Annotated in this window: 16 protein-coding genes; 6 read left to right on the top strand and 10 right to left on the bottom strand. The window is 53.5% G+C overall.

Features of this window, described 5'->3' with window-relative positions:
* Positions 1 to 11: 11 nt before the first annotated feature.
* From WKI47_RS13035 to WKI47_RS13010, 6 genes are all read right to left on the bottom strand, one after another.
* On the bottom strand, positions 12 to 1,337 hold the full coding sequence (locus WKI47_RS13035) for a methyl-accepting chemotaxis protein (protein WP_340227575.1): 1,326 nt from the start codon (positions 1,335 to 1,337) through the stop codon (positions 12 to 14).
* A gap of 684 nt (positions 1,338 to 2,021) precedes the next feature.
* Positions 2,022 to 2,498: a heme-degrading domain-containing protein gene (locus WKI47_RS13030; RefSeq protein ID WP_340227574.1), complete on the bottom strand. Its 477-nt coding sequence runs from the start codon at positions 2,496 to 2,498 to the stop codon at positions 2,022 to 2,024.
* A 291-nt stretch (positions 2,499 to 2,789) separates the two neighbouring features.
* Positions 2,790 to 3,770, bottom strand: coding sequence for a polyprenyl synthetase family protein (locus WKI47_RS13025; RefSeq protein ID WP_340227573.1), 981 nt, complete (start codon positions 3,768 to 3,770; stop codon positions 2,790 to 2,792).
* Positions 3,771 to 3,772: 2 nt separating this feature from the next.
* On the bottom strand, positions 3,773 to 4,204 hold the full coding sequence (locus WKI47_RS13020) for a hypothetical protein (protein ID WP_340227572.1): 432 nt from the start codon (positions 4,202 to 4,204) through the stop codon (positions 3,773 to 3,775).
* A gap of 377 nt (positions 4,205 to 4,581) precedes the next feature.
* Entirely contained in the window at positions 4,582 to 6,459 is a 1,878-nt protein-coding gene (locus WKI47_RS13015; protein ID WP_340227571.1) for an FAD-dependent oxidoreductase, read from the bottom strand.
* A gap of 139 nt (positions 6,460 to 6,598) precedes the next feature.
* Positions 6,599 to 7,531, bottom strand: a complete 933-nt coding sequence (locus tag WKI47_RS13010; protein ID WP_340227570.1) for an FMN-binding protein — start codon at positions 7,529 to 7,531, stop codon at positions 6,599 to 6,601.
* A gap of 353 nt (positions 7,532 to 7,884) precedes the next feature.
* On the opposite strand from WKI47_RS13010, the gene WKI47_RS13005 reads away from it, so the two are divergent.
* A complete protein-coding gene (locus tag WKI47_RS13005) occupies positions 7,885 to 8,112 on the top strand; it encodes a hypothetical protein (protein WP_340227569.1) in 228 nt (75 codons plus the stop codon).
* Positions 8,113 to 8,156: 44 nt separating this feature from the next.
* The gene (locus WKI47_RS13000; protein WP_340227568.1) at positions 8,157 to 8,411 is read left to right on the top strand and encodes a hypothetical protein; all 255 of its coding nucleotides are present in this window, start codon (positions 8,157 to 8,159) and stop codon (positions 8,409 to 8,411) included.
* A gap of 41 nt (positions 8,412 to 8,452) precedes the next feature.
* Here the strand turns inward: WKI47_RS13000 and WKI47_RS12995 are convergent, their stop codons facing one another.
* From WKI47_RS12995 to WKI47_RS12985, 3 genes are read right to left on the bottom strand one after another with little or no spacing between them, the layout of a single operon-like run.
* Positions 8,453 to 9,121 carry a GNAT family N-acetyltransferase gene (locus tag WKI47_RS12995; protein WP_340227567.1) on the bottom strand — a complete coding sequence of 223 codons (669 nt, stop codon included), beginning with the start codon at positions 9,119 to 9,121 and terminating at the stop codon, positions 8,453 to 8,455.
* A gap of 18 nt (positions 9,122 to 9,139) precedes the next feature.
* Entirely contained in the window at positions 9,140 to 9,802 is a 663-nt protein-coding gene (locus WKI47_RS12990; protein ID WP_340227566.1) for a GNAT family N-acetyltransferase, read from the bottom strand.
* A 23-nt stretch (positions 9,803 to 9,825) separates the two neighbouring features.
* Positions 9,826 to 10,683 carry a carbon-nitrogen hydrolase family protein gene (locus WKI47_RS12985; protein WP_340227565.1) on the bottom strand — a complete coding sequence of 286 codons (858 nt, stop codon included), beginning with the start codon at positions 10,681 to 10,683 and terminating at the stop codon, positions 9,826 to 9,828.
* A gap of 235 nt (positions 10,684 to 10,918) precedes the next feature.
* On the opposite strand from WKI47_RS12985, the gene WKI47_RS12980 reads away from it, so the two are divergent.
* The 3 genes from WKI47_RS12980 (at position 10,919) to WKI47_RS12970 (ending at position 14,535) form a co-directional block, all read left to right on the top strand.
* Positions 10,919 to 12,313 (top strand): sensor histidine kinase, encoded by a 1,395-nt coding sequence (locus WKI47_RS12980; protein ID WP_340227564.1) that lies wholly within the window; start codon positions 10,919 to 10,921, stop codon positions 12,311 to 12,313.
* Positions 12,314 to 12,390: 77 nt separating this feature from the next.
* Positions 12,391 to 13,716 carry an MFS transporter gene (locus WKI47_RS12975; protein ID WP_340227563.1) on the top strand — a complete coding sequence of 442 codons (1,326 nt, stop codon included), beginning with the start codon at positions 12,391 to 12,393 and terminating at the stop codon, positions 13,714 to 13,716.
* Positions 13,717 to 14,145: 429 nt separating this feature from the next.
* Positions 14,146 to 14,535 carry a RidA family protein gene (locus tag WKI47_RS12970; RefSeq protein ID WP_340227562.1) on the top strand — a complete coding sequence of 130 codons (390 nt, stop codon included), beginning with the start codon at positions 14,146 to 14,148 and terminating at the stop codon, positions 14,533 to 14,535.
* A 777-nt stretch (positions 14,536 to 15,312) separates the two neighbouring features.
* Here WKI47_RS12970 and WKI47_RS12965 read toward each other — a convergent pair.
* Positions 15,313 to 16,083 carry a TspO/MBR family protein gene (locus WKI47_RS12965; protein ID WP_340227561.1) on the bottom strand — a complete coding sequence of 257 codons (771 nt, stop codon included), beginning with the start codon at positions 16,081 to 16,083 and terminating at the stop codon, positions 15,313 to 15,315.
* A 393-nt stretch (positions 16,084 to 16,476) separates the two neighbouring features.
* Between WKI47_RS12965 and WKI47_RS12960 the strand changes: the two genes are divergently transcribed.
* Positions 16,477 to 18,918 (top strand): glycoside hydrolase family 31 protein, encoded by a 2,442-nt coding sequence (locus tag WKI47_RS12960; protein WP_340227560.1) that lies wholly within the window; start codon positions 16,477 to 16,479, stop codon positions 18,916 to 18,918.
* Positions 18,919 to 18,995: the final 77 nt, after the last annotated feature.

The following is an 18,995-nucleotide window of genomic DNA, read 5'->3' as shown; positions in this document are numbered from 1 at the left end:
AGTATCAGGATTCAGATCGTAAATTGCCCGACTCGTTCGCTTAGACGATCCGCCAGCGCATTTTGTTCTTGCGTCGACTGTTCGGTTTGCTCCAAAGCCGACGAGATTCCGGACAGGCTAGCGTTGATTTCTTCCACGTTGTCAACGGTACGGACAGACAAGCCGGTCACGAATTCGATCACTTTTCCGATATCGTTAACGGAGTGCCCGACCGTCTCGGCCGATTCGTTGACCGCCGAAGCGATGCCGTGCATGCGTTCCGCTTCCTCTTCATGACCGGCACTGCTTTGCAACAGCATGCCGAACTGCGGTTTCACTTCCCGCTCCATGTAATCCAATACGTTTTTGGAACTGGACGAGAGGTCGGTAAACACCTGGCGGATCTGGGCGACGATCTGATCGACATTGCCGACAGCGGCTCCCGACTGCTCCGCCAGCTTTTTGACTTCTTCCGCGACTACGGCAAAACCTTTGCCTTCTTCGCCGAACCGTGCCGCTTCGATCGAAGCATTCAGAGCAAGAATTCCTGTCTGCACCGCAATGTTCCGAATCGCCGCCGCTATCGTCTCGATCTCGTCGACCACTTTTTCCCGTTCCACGGCTTGCATGATTTCGCTATGCCGCTGCGCATACATGGTATCGGCTTTCCGAATAGACCGGAGCAGTTCTTCTTTGGTTTGTTTGGCATGGGAGCGGATCTGTTCCGACGCTGCTGCGGCATGGCTGGCCCGGTCGAGCAAAACGTCTACCGATTGTCGAATGCTTTCGGTCGCTGCCGAGGCTTCTTCCATATTCGCGCTGAGCGATTCAGTCTCGCCGGCCAAAGCCGAAGCGGAGTCGTTGATCTGATGGATCGAAGTCGAAGCATGGCTGACGGAGCCGAGCAATCCCGCACTGGAGGCGTTCATGGAGCGTGAGCTGTCCGAGATATCGCCCAGCAGCTCCTGTACGTTGCCAACCGCTTTATCGAGTGATGAGGCCAACAGGCTGATATCGTCGCTGCCTTTGAAATTCAGCTTTTTCGAAAAGTCGCCTTGTCCCAGATTCTCCGCGTGAGCGATCACTTTTTTCAAACGTTTCAGAATCAATCGGTCATACATCAGCACGATCAGAAGGGAGCAGATGATGATGTTAAGTACCGCCGAGATCGCGACACCGAAAGAGCCGTCCAGGAAATACGTGCCGACGCCCATTTGCTCCAGCGCTTTTTTGCCTTGATACATGGAATTGTTGATGATCCCTCCGATATTGGAGCTTGCGATTTGTACGATTAGCACGACGATAACCAATTTGAATTGGATCGAATTGAAGCGTTTGGACGGCTTTTTATGAGTCACGGTCTTGTTCTCTCCCTCGCCAGCGAAATGATTGAAATCCTGGATGGACCGTGTTCGGCCGATCCGGAATGCTGGAGTCATCGTAACCTTGCCGGGTAAACTCAAGCTAAACTTGAGGAGGAGAAAAGATAAAAGAGTAAGGGCAAACCAAATGATGGGGAAAACAAAAAAACGCGAGCATCGCTCGCGTCTTCAGGTTGTGGAGAAAAGAACTACGTCAGGGGAAGCGAAAAGCCTCCGGCGAAACTAAAGGCCTCCGATGGAACGATAAGCGTAGGTGTCCGAAACCACGTTCTCCGCAAGACCAAATATAGGCGGTATATCGAACGTATCGAAATCGGAAAGCAGGATGAAACAGGATGAAAAGGAAAAGTTCGACCACTTCACAAAGGTTTCAGGCTCCGTAGGGTCGAAATAAGTGCTTAAATACACTTATTTCGCTCGGTTTTCTGCCGCATTTTCAAATAAGTGCGAATCTGCAATTATTTGAAGAAAAAACGAGCAAAAGAGCATGCGAATGAATGATTAAGTGCATATACGCATTTATTTTGCCGAAACCGTAAAATTCGAGAGGAATAAGTGCATATTCGCACTTATTATCGAGATTCCAATCCCAATCGCTCGTCTCGCCAGAAGGCCTCGCACGTTCGACAGCAAGCGGGTAGCGCTCAAGCGGTCCGGGCGTTAATGCTGGCTTTCGCTCAGGAAGCGGCGGATGCCGGAGGTGACGAGGTCGTGGTCTTCTTGATCGGGGAGGCCCGATACGGTGATGGTTCCGATTAAGCCTTCTCCGGCTACCATCAGCGGGAAAGCGCCGCCGGCCAGTACGAATTCATGGTCGCTCAGACCAAAGTCTGCCGACAAGGTTTTGTTTTCGCTGCGAAGCTGGAGGGCGGTGTGCCAGGAGCTTTTGACGAATCGGCCCACGGTGTTGTTTTTGCGTCGAATCCAGTCCTCGTTTTCCGGCGAAGTGCCTTCCATCGCGTGCAGGAAAAGACGATGGCCTTTACGAGTGATATCGACCGTAACTTTTTTACCGGTTTGGCGAGCTTCTTCGATCAAAACCAAACCGAGCGCAAGCGCCGTGTCCGCGTCAAATGCGCGAAACCGCAATTCTTCTTCTTCCTGCCGCATTTGCGCCAGCTGTTCTTCTGTAGTCATAGAGGGTGAGTGGCTCCTTTGTTGTGTGCTGAGATGTGGGTATTCGACGCGGGGAGAGGGATTTCCTTTTTGGGGAGAGGCAGGGGGAAAGGCTTGTTGCTTTGGAACATCGCTTGGGTGGGGCCCGAAAAGTAAGAATACGATGCGCGAATAAAGCTATCTGCATCTCACATAACTGCAAAGAATAACACGAAGGCGCCAGCAGTTGTTAATCTAAAACCAAAAGCCGACGGTACAGGGTCCGTCGGCCTTTTGGGTCTGCTTCTGAAGTTCCGGCTTTTGGAACTTCCCCTAAAACGTCCGGCCGCCAAAATAGTCGGCCAAAGACAGCAGATCGGCGTGGGCGGTGTAATCGCCTAGCAAAAGAGCGATGTCGCGGGCGCGTTGCAATTCTTCGTCGCAGAATGTCTCGGCGCGTTTCAAAGCCCCGCTGGTGCGGATTTGTTCCAGCAGAGGCTGGATGTCTTCCGCCTTGGTGTGCGGGCCAACGCTGCGAATTTGGACGGCGAGCCGAGGGTCTTCGAGAGCGTATAGCACAGGCAGCGTTACTTGTCCGCCGAGCAGATCGCTTCCGGCCGGTTTGCCAAGCTGTTCAGCCGAAGCGGTGAAGTCGAGCAGATCGTCGCGGATTTGGAAAGACAAGCCCAAATGTTCGCCGAACCGATACAGGCTTTGGCAGATCGCTTCCGGGGCTCCGGCGGCTCGGGCGCCGAATTCGAGGGAGACGGCCATGAGATGGGCGGTCTTGTGTTTGGACTTCAGCAGATAGTCATCGAGGCTCATGCTGTAATTGTAGGCATGTTCCAGTTGTTCGTATTCGCCCAGACAAAGTTCCGCGGTAGCGACGGCGGTGAAGCTTTGACGGTCTCCGCCGGGTTCTTCGTCGACCTGCGACAATAGCTCGACAACGCGTGCCGACATATAGTTGCCGACGTAGACGGCCTTTGCCGGGCCGATGAGCGTATGGAGCGAAGGCTCTCCCCGTCGCAGCGGCGACCGATCGATCAGGTCGTCGTGGATCAGGGATGCGGTGTGAATGAATTCCGCAGCTGCGGCAAGCTGTACGATCCGATTGTCGTTCTGACGCGTGCCGAAGCGGCTGCCGACGGTAACGAGCATTGGGCGCAGGCGTTTTCCGCCTGCATCAATCGTTTGCAGCAAAGACTTTTCCAGTTCCGAATCAGGCGGGACGTCATTGTCGTACTTCACAATGCGCTTCATCTCCCGATCGACTCGGCGCAGGTCAATTCGTAATTTTTGGTGCAGCGGCATGCCTAGTTCGCCTCCTTTTGATTCAAAAGGATTTGCTCGAAGGCGGATAGAAGAGGGATTTCTTCGTCTCGACCCAGTGCGCGTGCAATCTGAATTTTTTTGACGAATGGAGACAAGTCGCGCAGCAAAGATTCTTCTTTGCATTTTAAAGCATATTGAATATAGAGACTGTACAGATAATCGCCGTCCAGGATACGGCGGGTCAGCTCTGTATCGTCCAGCTCCAGCGGCTCGGAATGCCGAGCGAACGCTGAGGCCAAAAGCATATAAATGGCCAACAGCCTCGGTCGCCGTAGTGGTTCTACGCCACAGCGTTCGAAAACAGTTAGCGCTTCGACGAGTACCGACTTTTCCGGTTTGAGGCGGATGCGTGTGACCGGGTCGATCTCGGCCTGGAGACGTTCCAGTGCTTCCCGGATCATTGTGTCGTTCATTGAGGCACCCCTTGACGGACTAACAAAATACCGAATTGGCTTATACAGCGTGTTCACTCGGATTCCCCCACATTATGAGACAAATTCTTTGATTATGCAAAGCACGTGCTCTAGGGCGTGTACGCAAACTCAGGCGACGTGCATCTTGAGCTGCCTTTTCGCCCTCCTCTACGTCACTTTCCCTTGACGTGCCCCGGCACGCCTTCGGAAAAGTTCCTGGATGAGAACGAAAATTCAGCTCAATCTGCGCTCTTCGGAGTTTGCGTACACGCCCTAGGCGGTTTGAAAAAAGCGGGGCCATGTGCGTTGTAAGCTGCACATGACCCCGCCCGTAACGCAAAGCCGGTTGGTTATAGCGGTTCTATTATAGAAACGCCTCAGTCGTCTGTATACAGATACCAGCGTTTTGCAAACCAGGTTTTTTTCCAATGTTTCTTGAGCCAAGGCAGGACGTAGTAGTCCAGACCGAAGATGCTGCCCGATCCGCCGATAAGGGCGAATGCCGCGAACCAGTACCACCACATATCGGTCGGTGCCATGCCGGACGACCAGATCATGAGGCCCATGCCGATGGTCGCGATCGAAGCGATAGCCGAGAACAGACCGGCGATCAGCATCAAGCCGAAGATGATTTCGGCGGCAACCATACCGATTTGGAAAGCGGTAGCGAGCCAGGTGTAGCCGCCGTCGCCTGTGTAGAACATCAGGTTCATCATGGATTGAACCATGTCGGATACGAAGCCCGGAACCGGAATCGCCGTAACCGCTTGACCCGCGGTTTCGACTGCGGAAGCGGCGGCTTGGGCGTCGACGGTCGACGCTACGTTGCCTACGGCTTCGGAAGCGGCACTGACGACGTCCGCGCGGGGATCGGCCGGAATAAGGAAGATATTATTCGGATTGTCGATCACTTTTTGCAGCTTGTCCCAGCCTTCATGCAGCCACATCCAGCCGACGAATACGCGAAGCGGAACGAGCCAGAAGTTCGGCGAACGTTTCGAGAAGTGTCCGCCCAGGAATGTACGGCGATCGTGAGCGTGGAATACTTCGTGCATCATATACGTCCAGACTTTGTTGAAGCCCAGAACCGTGCACAGATACAGCACGTTGATCGCATGCTTGGCGAACATCGCGAACAGTCCGGTCAGCGGGAAGAATTTACCCGGCAGACCCACGCTTGCGACGCCGTAGCGGCTGCCGATCGACACCATCGTGCCGTGGAAAGCGGGTTTGTATTCTTTTTTCGTACCGCCCTTGATATCGGCGGTGATATTGTGCGCGATCAGCGGAGCGGCATGCTCGGCGTTTTCGACCATCTGTGGAACCGGACGTTCTTCGCCTTCCGGAATGAAGAAGATGTTATCGCCGACAACATAGACGTTTTCGTGGTCAAGGCTTTGCAGATGGGCATTCGTTTCGATCCGTTTACGGCCTTTTTGTTGAACGTCGAGATTATCGAGAATGCCTGCGCCTTCGACGCCGGCTGTCCAAATCACGGTACGCGCAATCAGCTTTTGATCGCCGAGGTCGACACCCGTTTCGGATACGCCGGTGATTTGTTTGCCGACAATAATTTCGATATCCATCTTTTTCAGACGTTTTTCGGCTTTGGCAATCAGATTATCCGGCAGCAGCGGCAGGATCTTCGGTGCCATATCGGCAACGATCATACGAACTTCGGATTCTTCAATAAAGAATTCGCGGCACAGCTCTTTGCGGTACTCGGCCATTTCGCCGATCAGTTCGACGCCGGTGAAGCCTGCGCCGACCACGACGAACGACAGTTTTTCGCGACGGATCGTTACGTCGGTTTCTTTGGAAGCTTCGGTGAACATCTGACGGAAGCGGTCTTTCAGCTTCACGGCATCGTCGTAAGACCACAGCGTATAGCTGTTTTCTTCAGCGCCTTGAATACCGAAGAAGGTAGGTTTGGAACCTGTTCCGATGACGAGATAGTCATACGCGTAGGAAGCCCGTTGCCCCTGTAGAGACTGGGCGTTGAAGTTGATGTTCTCCACTTCATCAAGGACTACGTCGACCTTAAGGCCGGCAAAAATCTTTTTGAGATCCATTTTAACCGCGTCTTCGGAAGTCCGGTTTGCCGCGACCTCGTGGAGCTCGGTCAACATGGTGTGATAAGGATTGCGGTCAATCAGTTGAATCTGTACATCGTCGTTTTTCTTGAAGTTTTTTGCTAATTTCTTTGCAGTCAGAACGCCGCCGTAACCGCCGCCCAATACGACTATCTTCTTCATCAGGGAAACCAACCTTTCCGTTGACGGACTTCGCGCGCCCGCCAGCCTTCGCGATCGCTCGCGAGGGGCAGGCGGCGGCCCGTCCGTTGTTTCAGATTAAAAATATGCAGGGATATTGTTGCGATGCAGAGAGCTTCTATTACTTCGCGCCTGCCAGAGCTTGTTCAGCCAACTGGAGGTAAGAACCGATATGGATGGATACGCCGCTGATTGCGTCCGTTTTGCCGTCTTCCGTTGTTTCGACAGCCGTCGGATCTTGTTTCTCGATCAGGTACTGCTCGGCTTTCTCGGCTTGTTCGTGCCATTCGGAGGAAGCGCCGCCCGCTTTCATGCCATACTTGCCTTCTTTGGAGTTCGTTTTTTTGTCTTCGCCAGCCGCGTTCACGCCGCTGAAGTTAACCGCAACGATTTTGCCGGCAGCAACAGTCACGTCAACCGTTTCTTTCCAACCGCTGTCTGCGTCAAAATCGGCTGCTTCTGCATGGTAGGCTCCGTCTTTGTAAGGGCCGGCTTCAACCGGTCCGGCCGCCAGCGCTTTTGCAGCCAACTCAGTGAAATCATTCACGTGAATAGACACGCCGGATACGACATCCGTATGTCCTTCGGCGTCGGTCGTGATTTTTGCCGGATCTTGGTTGTCAATCAGGTACTGCTCGATCTGCTCGGCTTGTTCGTGCCATTCGGAAGAAGCGCCGCCTGCTTTCATGCCGTACTTGCCTTCTTCGGAAGAAGTCTTTTTGTCGAGACCTGCATTGATGCTTGATGCGCTCCATGTGGCGTCCGTGATTTTGCCGCCTTCGACTTGAAGGATCACATACGGCTGCCAGCCGGATTCAGCGTCCATTTCGCCTTGCGCGAAGTACATGCCGTCTTGCAGATCGGATGCGGCTTCAGCAGGCTCGGTTGCCGCTTCAGCCGGTTCCGTCGTTTCGGTAGTTGCGGGTTCCGTTGCTGTTTCTGTCTGCGCTGCCGGTTCCGTCGTCGTTGCTGTTTCGTTGTTGCTTCCGCATGCTGCCAGCACACCCAACAAAAGCACGCTGCACATCATGATGGACCAATGTTTTTTACCCATTCCTTAACCCCTCCGTCATTGTCTGAATGAATCGTTCCGAACGATCAGCGATTTACCGAAAACGATTCCGTCAGAGCGGTGTTCATCCGACTAAAAAGCTTCGGAATACGGATGCTGCTTGGGTTCGTTCTCCGTCCGTCACCGTTTTCGTTATCAGAATAACATACAATTTGAAGTATTTATGTGATAATAATCACAAAGTATGTGGCATATGTCTCATTCTGCGCGTTCCGTGTCGAAATTCGTTTTTTTACCTCGTGCTTATGGCCTGAACAGATATCCGCCGGATTCAGGGAATAGGGGCTAGGGTAATTCAAATTAAACCGATTTCCAATTAGTTAGGAGCTGACTTCATGAGTAATCCGATTGAAACCAAAGTGATTAAAGGCAGATGGAATCAGACGCAGCATGAGGCAAAGAAACAATGGAGCAAACTGACGGAAGCGGATCTGGAGTATATAAATGGCGAAAAGGAAAAGTTGATCGAGAAGGTTCGCGAGCGCTACGGGCATGATGCCCAAGCGGCCGAATTGGAATATAAGTCCTGGGCCTCGGCGCTCACGACAGGTAGTGACCGTTAACTTGCGGACAGCACATCCGGAAGCAGAAGAGAGGGGACGCAGCCATGGTGGAATCTTATGTCGTATCCGGCAGGATTATTGAACAGCGCGGCCATGTCGTCATTACCGTTCAAGGCGGACTTGTAAGCTCCTATGACCTTCGTTACTACAAACTTCCGGAAGGAGAAACGACGCAAGACGAGGAAGCGGAAAATTCTTTTCGTTCCGTGCCTTCTCCCGTTGTGCTCTCCAAGTGGAAACGCCGGGCGTTCTCCACACCCACCGAACACGGACACAAAAAGAGTGCCAATCGCGCCTAACGGCGCGGTCGCACTCTTTTTTTTGAATCGTACCGTTTTCTTTATAGAGGAAGCAACTCCACAGTATCTCGCTGTTCCAGTGCTTCGACCATCTCGGTCCACTGCGTGGGCTTTGGTTCCAAAACGCTGTAATACGTACGCAGGAACTTGGCAATGAAGCGTCCGGTGAGCGAGGAAGTGTCTTCATAAGGCAGGAAGCAGAGGTCGAGACCGCTTACGGCTTCGCCATCGCCTTGCCAGGAAGGATGCACATAGCTGAAATTCAGACGACGGTAGCCCAGATGAGCCAACACTTCGCGCCGAACGAACGGGTCCATCGGTTTTACGCTACCGAATTCATGCTCCTGTGATTGATAGGGATCATAAATTTCGGCAAACATGCCTTTGAGCGTTCCGCCTGCTTCGCCAGCCAGCCGTCTCAGATCAGCTTCGCGGCGATTCGCCAAAAAGGGTCCGATTCCAAGCCCGGGGCGACCGATAATCGTAAAGTCCGTCATGGCAATATCGTCTTCCGCATAATACCGGTACTCCGTAGCGCCCACGACTTCACCGTCATGCACAGCCACGAACACTCGAATGCCAGGATCTTGCAAAGGTTCTTTCCAAAGATCGAACGCCAGCACTTCCTCCCGTGGGAAGATCTCGCTCATCAGCCGATGCAGTCCCGCAAAAAGCGGATCGGCAATGTCGGTTATCCGCGTATATTCCATTCTATGATTCCTCCTTTATTATTGAAACGGATTGCGCCATTCCATCAGTACAGCATGGTTGGCCGATTCCTCGTCATCCAGATAGTCACGTACGACAGCAAGTGGCGTGCGTCCGCAGTGCAGCAAAAATCCGATAACCGGATCACGTCTGCCTCCATGCAGCACATCGTCTACGTAACGCTCGGGCGTCACTTCGTGTTGCACCGCACCGTATCCGGGCATCCGACCCCCGCCAAGCAGACGCGTAAGTCCCAGGGCGACGACAAGTTCATAGGCGGATTGAAGCATCTGTTTGCCCAATCCGAGGCCGCGTGCCGAAGGAGAAACGCTGATATCTACCACATAAAGCGTATCGCCTTCTGTATCATGGGTGCCGATGCACCCGTTATCTGTCATTTCGGCCCAACTATGTTCAGCATGTTCCGGGTCAAAAGACGTGATCATCGTGGTCAGCGATCCAACTAGGCGCCCATCGACTTCTGCGCATAATGCACCTGCCGGGAAACGCTCCATATGCCGCAATAGCTGTTCGCGGTTCCACCACAATTCAGACGGATACGGGGGAGGGAAGCACTCTCGTTGGATTTCAATCAGAGCTTCGATATCGCGTTCCGTGTAGTTGCGAATGCGCAATTGCTCCGGCTGTCCATTTCGGAAAACGTAGCAGCTTTTTTCGTACATCACCTTTTCACCCATCCGTCACCTCAAGACCAGTCCGTGTAGAGATCCGTGCGACGGTCGCGCCACGTTGTGACCGATCCTTTTTCCCGTACCTGCTCCAAAAGGCTAAGGTCCAAGTCGGCTACGATAATCATATCATCATTGATTTCGCCTTCGGCGACAATGCCTTTGGGCGGGAAAGGGACATCGTTCGGCGACAGTACGGCGGCCTGGCCAAAGTTACCGCGCATAAAGTCGACCGTCGGCAAAGAGCCCACAGTTCCCGTCGTCACGATATAGATTTGGTTCTCGATCGTGCGCGCGTGGCAGCAGTAACGGACGCGATGGAAGCCGTGGCGATCGTCCGTGCACGAAGGGCAGAAGATCACGTCGGCGCCTTTTGCCCGGGCCATACGGACGATCTCCGGGAATTCGATGTCGTAGCAGGTCAACATGGCAATCGTGCCTTTGTCCGTCTCGAAAACGGTCAGCCCGTCGCCTTTGGCCATATTCCATTCGTGGACTTCGGTCGGCGTGATATGGATTTTTTCCTGCGTTTCCACCCGACCGTCCGGATAAAACAGATGGGCCGTATTGTAAAGCTTGCCTTCCCTGCGCACTACATGCGTGCCTGCGATGATGTGCATGTCGGAGCGGGCCGCAAGGTCGCGAAACAAATCCAGGTAGGCCGGCGTATAATCAGGGAGACTTTCGATGCCTTGGGCCTTTCCTTGCTCATCCGGAATCGATAGTAACTGCGTCGTGAAGAATTCGGGGAACAGCAAAAATTCGGTTTCGAACTCTTGAGCGGTTTTGACATAGTGTTCGGCCTGCGCTGCAAACTCGTCGAAAGACGAGATCGAATGCAGGTGATATTGCACGGCGGCTGCGCGCATTTTCATTGGCGTGAAACCTCCTTGAATTCAAGATAACCTCATCATAACAAATCAGACGCAGCGCGGAAACGTTGTACATACACGTATCAAAAAACCGCTTTTTCTTGACAAAAAATGTATCGTATACGAAAATGAAAGATCATATGTTCGAAAAATGATGAATATATCCGCAACCGATACTTCGTGATATGATGGGGCCAACAATGCCGGAGCGGGACACCCAGGAAACAGAGGCGAAAAAATGGAATTTTCCAAAATGTTCGTTCAAAATATGGCGGTTCTCGTTACGTTTGCGTATATCGCCAATCTCATCTACAAGTATGCGATTTACCGTACGTCGGGCGTCGTGAAATACATAGGCTCGGTTCTGCTGTTGATTGCAGGCGGCTGGTCCGCTACGTTTTTCGGTTTTGAGTTAAGCAAAGGCATCATATTTGACATGCGGATCGTTCCGCTTCTTATCGCGATTTTCGTGTATAGGCGTCCGTCTGTCGTTTTCGCTGTAGGGCTTGGGATCGGCCTGACCCGTTTCGCTTTCGGTTGGACCGACGCGGCATTGGCCGGCTTTATCAATTTGACGATTCTCGGTATGGTCGGAGCGCTGCTGAATGTCTGGTTCCGCCGGGTGGATTGGAGCTTTTTCCGGCAGGCGGTTGCCGCTATCCTTTTCATCAATATGCTGAATTGTATCAATATCGCGATTTTCGGCGTGATTCCGGCGGACGAGTATATGATTCATATCGTGCCGTATACGCTGCCTACCAGCATTTTGCTTTGTTCGTTTTTCGCTTTTATCCTGAGAGACTTTCAAAAGGACCAGCATCGGGCGATCGAACTCAGCGAATTGAACCAATTGTTGCAGCAGCAAACGGAAGAACTTGAGAAAAACAAAGTGATTTTGGAAGACCGGGCCAAGCAGTTGCAGCTCGCTTCGCAATACAAATCGGAGTTTTTGGCCAATATGTCGCACGAACTCCGGACGCCGCTCAACGGGATCATCAATTTGTCGCAGTTCATTTCAGATTCCGCGGAAGATACGACCCGGGAAGATTTGGCGCGTTACGGGCAGCTCATTTTTAATTCCGGCGAAGATTTATTGAAAATTATCAACGATATTCTCGATTTGTCCAAAGTCGAAGCGGGCAAGCTGGAGATCGTCAAAGAAGAGATCAGCCTGCTCGAAGTTCCGGCCTGGGTCGGCCCTCATTTCGGATTGGTGGCCGAACAGAAAAAGCTTGCGTTCGATACACGCGTGGAGGAAGGCCTGCCCCATACGATCTGTTCCGACCCGCAGCGGCTTCAGCAAATCCTGCGAAATCTGCTGTCGAATGCGTTCAAATTCACGGAAGCGGGCAAGATCGAGTTGAATATTTACAAAGCCGAGGAGCCGCAGTTAAAAGGAGAATGGATCGTGTTCGCGGTCAGCGACACGGGAATCGGCATCTCGCCGGAAAAACATTTTACCATCTTCGAAGCTTTTCAGCAGGCCGACACTACGGTTAGCAAAAAATACGGCGGCACGGGTCTGGGTCTGTCGATCAGTAGCGATTTGGCACGTCTGCTTGGCGGCTTTATCAAGGTGGAGAGCGCGGAAGGAAAAGGCAGCACGTTTGCGCTGTTTTTGCCGCTCTCTTGAAAAAATGGTTTTCGTGTCAGAAAAGCGTGGGTAAATGGTGGGAAACAAAAGAAACTTCCTGAAAATTTTCAGAGGAGGTGTTCCTTATCAAAGCCCCCGTCATTATCAGAAGCCGAACCAAGCGAAAGTCATCTGTGCAGCGCCAGCATTTGAGAGTCGCCACTTTGGAAGGAATTCCGGCGATTGTTTTTCAAACGCTGCTTGCAGGCCCTTTTCTGACCGGATTTCTGCTGTATTTGGGTGCAAACGCAGGTCAGGTAGGGTTCGTCCTCGCGATTACCACCTTTGTGAACATCGCTCAGGTGGCGGTAGCTTTTCTGATTCAACGTTTGGAAAAAAGAAAAAAATTATTTGTCACGTTCGGCATCGCGCAGCGGCTGATCTGGGGCGCGACCGGTCTGGTTCCTTTTGTGTTTGACCGCTCGCTCTGGGTAGCCGCTTTTGTCGCGCTGTACGTGGCTGCTTTTTTCGCAAATACGGTAGTGACCGTGCTTTGGACTTCGATCGTGAGCGATCTGGTGCCTCCATCCGTGCGCGGACGTTACTTCGGGATGCGAAATATGATCGTGAACGCGGTGGGGAGCGCGACGCTGTTCACGGGCGGGATCATTCTGGATGCCTATCCGGGAGGTCCGGGTTTTCTGATTTTGTACGGGATCGTGTGGACCTGTATAGCGATTAATATTTTGGTGCTGTTGAAATTCCCGGACGTCCCGTTCGAACGCTCCGCAGAAACCAAGTTCATGCCGATGCTGCGCAAGCCGCTGCATGACGCTTCGTTTATACGGGCTACGGCTTTTTTGTCGTTTTTCCTGTTGCTTCAGACGATCGTCGTTCCGCTGTACTCGTACGTGATGCTGGATATTCTGGGTTTGAGTTATAAAACGGTATCGACGATGACGGTGGTTCAGACGCTTACGATGATGGCCAGCTTTTACGTGTGGGGAAATCTGAACGCTCGCTACAGCAGCAAACAGCTTCTGTACTGGACGCTGCCGATCGTGGCGGTCTCTTGTCTGTCCTGGGGGCTTCAGGCATTTCTCCCGGTGGTCGCCGCGCTGGTCATCGCCCATGTGCTGCTTGGCGCGGGCGTGGGCGGGTTCAACCAGCTGTCGTTCAACTTCATCATCGGCGATACGCCCAAGCGGGAACGGCCGATGTTCACCGCCGTCTATGCCGCTTCCACCGGGCTTATGTCCTTTTTCGGACCGTTGATCGGCGGACAGATCTACGGATGGATCGACGGCGCGCCGGGATGGGTGCAGGCGTACGGGGTGCAGATGACGATCGGCGGTTTGCTGTTTGTTTTTTCCGTCACCGTCGGACGCCGGGTACTGATCGGAAAACGCGAAGATGCTTCACCGCTGCGACGTTTGATTAGACGGAAGACTGTCCGGGCTTGAAAAGAATGCGGAAGCTGCTGTTTTGTATCCCCGTACGCGACGTCCGTCCTTCACGGACGGCTTGCGGGAAGGCGATTCACCGCTTAAAATAGGCCTATATGCGAAGCGGAATAAAGCGTTTTTAAATGCTAAGGATGTCGAGAACGTTAAACGTAGCTAGAAGCGAAGAGACGGAGAGAGAAATTCAGTGAAGGAGCGATAGCGTTCGCCTTTGAAATTGAGAAAACTCCGCTAAAAATTTAATCCTTTTCCCGATTTAAACACGCGACTTAAAGCGTTTCGAAGAAATGCACTTCGGAAGCGTATGCTGGCAATTTCTCTCGCAGTCTCTTCGCTTCCCGCGTCAACTTAACTTTCTCGACAGCCTAAGCGTTTTTAAACGCTTTTTAGCCAGCAGATTATATGATAAGCCGAAAAGGATGGGATCACATGTCGAATACCAAAAAGCCAATCGTTACGGATCAAGCGCCGGGCGCAATCGGACCTTACTCGCAAGCCGTTGCGGCGAACGGATTCATTTTTGCTTCGGGACAACTCGGATTGGACCCGGCGACGGGCGAATTCCCGTCCGGCGGCGTTGAGGCGCAAGCCAAGCAATCGCTGGAAAATGTTCGCGCTCTGCTCGAAGCGGCAGGCAGCGGCCTGGATCGCGTCGTGAAAGCGACGATGTTCCTGAAAGACATGAACGATTTCGCGGCGGCGAACGCGGTATACGGCACGTTCTTTAGCGAGCCTTTCCCGGCGCGCAGCACGATCGAAGTCGCTCGTCTGCCGAAAGACGCGTTGGTTGAAGTCGAAGTCATCGCGCTCGCCGACTGATCTCGGGGGCGGCCTTTTGACTCGGCCGAATTAGAAACCGGGCTTGTGGGGAAGGCGGGGCGTGGGCTCCGGGTGTAGTTGTTTCGGTCGCGTGTTGCTTTCGGAAAATTGGAATGGATATCATTATGGGGATTTTCCGAAAGCAAAGGCGAATGCTATAGCTTATGCTTACGATGTGACTTTCTTCGAAAGTCTTTAGCTCCTACACAACTACACCCTGCGCCCACTGGGCCTTCCCTGGCCGGAGGTTTCTCCGGCCGAACCAAACCGACTGCTCTATGCAGTCGGTTTTTTTGTAGGGGTAGGGCAAGGACGAGACAAAAAGGCAGCAAGGGAAAAGAGGCTGCAAGAGAAAGTCAAGTGTATGAGCAAGGGAAAAATCAATATCAAAAGACGGCGGGAGGCTTGGGTTGTTCGGAGCCTTTTTATGGAGTAGGCGGGACACGGGGAGTAGGGGAGAAGCTTGGAACGGGGATCGTGGATTTAACGGATCGAGATGGCGCTTAGAGAATAAATTTGCTTGGTTTTGGCGGAAAAGACGGTGAAATTCGCGGCTAACGGACATGCGTTCCGTTAAAATTGCGGTGAAGGTTGATTTGCGGTTGTAAAGGACATACGAGCCGAGTCCGCCAAGGCGCGGTCTCTGTCCTGCAAAAAGCCGCTCCTCACTGAGGAGCGGCTTCCCGCGGCATAACTGCCCCCGCTCGAACCTTCCGCCCAACCGCTCCCGAAATACGGCGAGCGCTCCCACCAAGAGGAGTCCCGCGCCGCCCGTCCTTAATCCCGATCCATGATCGAGCGGATGAACATCCATATGGCGAACACCGCTACCACGATGGAAGCTACCAGAGCTGTTGTTCTTACGGCTTGCGATGCGTCCGATTGTTCGACCGAGATAGCATACAGCGCCCAAGCGAACACCAGCGGATAGATGCCGTCACGGAAACGGAAGCCGATGATAAAAGCCAGCAAAGCCGCTACGATCACCATAACAATCGCCCAGCCTGCATGGCCCAGACCGAACGTGCCGAAGTCGTGTTTGGCGAACAAAGCCGAGATGTTGACGATCGTCGCGACGCTGATCCAGCCCAGATACATGCTGAACGGGACTTTGACGAATAGGATGTCCAGCACTTCAAGCCGTTCGTTGTCCAGACGCGTCCGCAGGTAGATCAGGATCAGCGTGACCAGGAACAGCAGCATCACGACGACGGATAGTTCGGTCAGCAGATAATGCCAGCAGAACAGCCACGCCATGTTCAGCACGCAACTGACCGCGAACAGCGGACCCGGCGCGGCGGCCGAAGCGCGGCCTTTGCGCTCGGCGACGAAGGCGTAGATGACGAAGCCGAGCAGCAGGATGTAAATCACGGACCAGATCGAGAAAGCGAATCCGGCCGGAGTCAGCAGGTTTTTGTACATGTCCGAGATTTCCCGGGTGTCGCGTCCGGCCAAAGGCAGCAGGGTGGCGAGCGCGTTCACGACGATTACGGCTACGAAAAGAATCGCGTTTAGCCATTTGTACGGATTTTTTGAGGTTGATGGCAAAAGAAACAGCTCCTTTCGATTGTGAGAAGTATCCGCGATACCCAAGAATGACCGGTAGGTCATTTCTATCTACACCCTTTTTACCCCGAATAGGCCGGCGTGTACCCGGATTCGCGAATTTTTCGATTGCCGAAGGCGAAAAGCGATGGCATAATCGGAACAAGCAAGCTGATGCCCCATATTAAACCTCATATCCATATCCGTACATACAGACCGTTTTTGCTACGATCTATCCATTATTCATCTGCCGAAATAAAGGTGAAATAGGGATAACCGATACGCTGAGAGGCATGGATTCATCGATCCGCCAAAACATACAACGCGATACGATACTCGCCTTTGCCGTGGCAAACGCCGCGATGAAGCGCGAACCGACAAGGAGCTGACGCAGACATGGATACGAGCGAAGCAATACACCCCGACCGGGTAGGCCCGATCATCGTGCAGGAAGCATGGGGAACGATCGGAAAGGCTTTGGCGCTGGAGCATATGAACGGCGTGTACGTGTGCAGGGGAGAACGGGCGTCGTTGGCGTTTGTTTTTCTGAGCGACAAAATATTTCGAATGAAACTGTTCATGGGCAAAGAACTCGACCTGTCCACGACGGTTGCCGTTCTGCCACGGGAAACCGAGCCGCTTGAAGCGACCGTGGAAGAAACCGATTCGGCTTGGAAGCTGAGCAGCGGCCGTTTGGTGCTGGAGATCGAGAAAAAATCATCCGCGCTATCCGTATTCGATCTGGACGAACGGCTGGTCGCCAGGCAGAACAATATAAGCTGGAACCCGCGCGGGGCGATCCATTCGGTGTACGATATGCCGGGCGACTCCCATTTTTACGGACTTGGCGAAAAAGCCAGCTTCCTCGATAAACGCGGCGAGCGCTACACGATGTGGAACACCGACGTGTACGCGCCGCATATGCCGGAGATCGAAGCGCTGTACGAGTCGATACCGCTGCTGATCCATATGCACGGCAGTTCGTCGTACGGCATTTTTCTCGACAATCCGGGGCGCACCGACTTTGATATGCGCTCGCACGGCATCGCGTATACGATCGGCTGCTCCACGGGCGACTATGATATTTATTTCGTGTACGGGCCGGATCTGAAAGAGGTCGTGCGCGATTACACCGGACTGACCGGACGCATCGCGCTACCGCCGAAGTGGGCGCTCGGTTACCATCAGTCGCGCTACAGCTACATGGATCAGAACGAAGTGCTGCATCTGGCGCGGACGTTCCGGGAAAAAGAAATTCCGTGCGACGTCATTTATCTCGATATCCACTATATGGACGAGTATCGGGTGTTTACGTTTGATCCGGTGCGTTTTCCCGATCCCGAAGCAATGATGTCGGAGCTGCGGGAACTCGGCATCCGCATCGTCCCCATCGTCGATCCCGGCGTGAAAAAAGATCCGAAATACGCGGTTTACCGTCAAGGCGTCGAAGAAGGCCATTTCAGCCGCAAACTGGAAGGCGATATTTTCTTGGGCGACGTATGGCCGGGGACGAGCGCTTTTCCCGACTTCACGGACGATACGGCTTCGGAGTGGTGGGGCAATCTGCATAAATACTACACCGATCTCGGCATCGCCGGCATCTGGAACGATATGAACGAGCCGGCGGTGTTCAACAATTCCAAAACGATGGATCTCGACGTCATGCACGGCAACAACGGCAATCCGAAAACGCACGAAGAACTGCATAATCTGTACGGCATGCTGATGTCCAAAGCCACGTACGAAGGGTTGAAAAAGAACCTGGACGGACAGCGGCCTTTCGTGCTGACGCGGGCGGGCTACTCCGGCATCCAACGCTACGCGGCCGTCTGGACCGGCGACAACCGCAGCTTCTGGGAGCATATGGCGCTCGCGATGCCGATGGTGCTCAATATGGGGCTGTCGGGCTTGGCGTTCGCCGGTCCGGATATCGGGGGCTTCGCGCACCATACATCGGCCGAACTACTGGTGCGCTGGACGCAGATGGGCGTGCTGTTCCCGTACTGCCGCAACCATTCGTCGATCGGCACGCTGCGGCAAGAGCCGTGGTCGTTCGGGCCGGAGATCGAAAGCATTTTGCGCGAGTATATCGGTCTGCGTTATCGCTGGATGCCGCATCTGTACAATCTGTTCCACGAAGCGTCCGAAAACGGATTGCCGCCGATGCGGCCGCTGATTCTGGAGTATCAGGACGATCCGAACGTGACCAATCTGTGCGACCAGTTTCTGGTGGGCAGCGACGTGCTGGCGGCGCCGATCTATCGGCCGGACACCGAGCATCGCGCCGTTTATGTGCCGGAAGGCGAATGGATCGACTATTGGACAGGCGAGATCATTCAGGGCGGACGCCATATTTTGGCCCACGCTCCGCTGAGTATTATGCCGCTGTACATCAAATCCGGTGCGGTCATCGCGGAGGGCGGAACGAAGCTGTATGCGGACGATCGGACGGACGAGACGCTGACGCTGCGGGTGTACGGGGCGAAAGCAAGACCGGGTTTTAAAACGAGCTACAGTTTGTACGAGGACGACGGCTCCAGCTTCGATTACGTCAGCGGCGTCTCGTCGTTAATCGAATTCGAGCTGCGCGGCGGGGAAAACGAGCTTGAATTGAGTTACCGCTACGAACGTCGGGGCTATGCGGCAAACCGCAATCTGCTGCGTTTTGCGCTGGTATGCACATCGTTCAAGCCGTCGGAGATCGAAGGACTGACCGAACTGACCGAGGAAGAAGCGGATCACGGGCAAGAAGGCTGGTATATCGACACGCAGACCGGCGGATTGACGATTCAAGTGCAGGATATGAGCCAGGGGGCCGTTTTCAAGCTCAAAGGGTAAAAGTCGGCTGCGATCAGGTAGGAAAACAAGTCGGGAACGTGCCGGCTTGTTTTTTGGTGTTTGGGCGTCGAACGTTT

Source organism: Saccharibacillus sacchari (genome assembly GCF_037722395.1).
Taxonomy (GTDB): domain Bacteria; phylum Bacillota; class Bacilli; order Paenibacillales; family Paenibacillaceae; genus Saccharibacillus; species Saccharibacillus sacchari_A.
The sequence above is the reverse complement of the archived record's forward strand: the minus strand, read 5'-3'. Positions and strand labels throughout refer to the sequence as shown.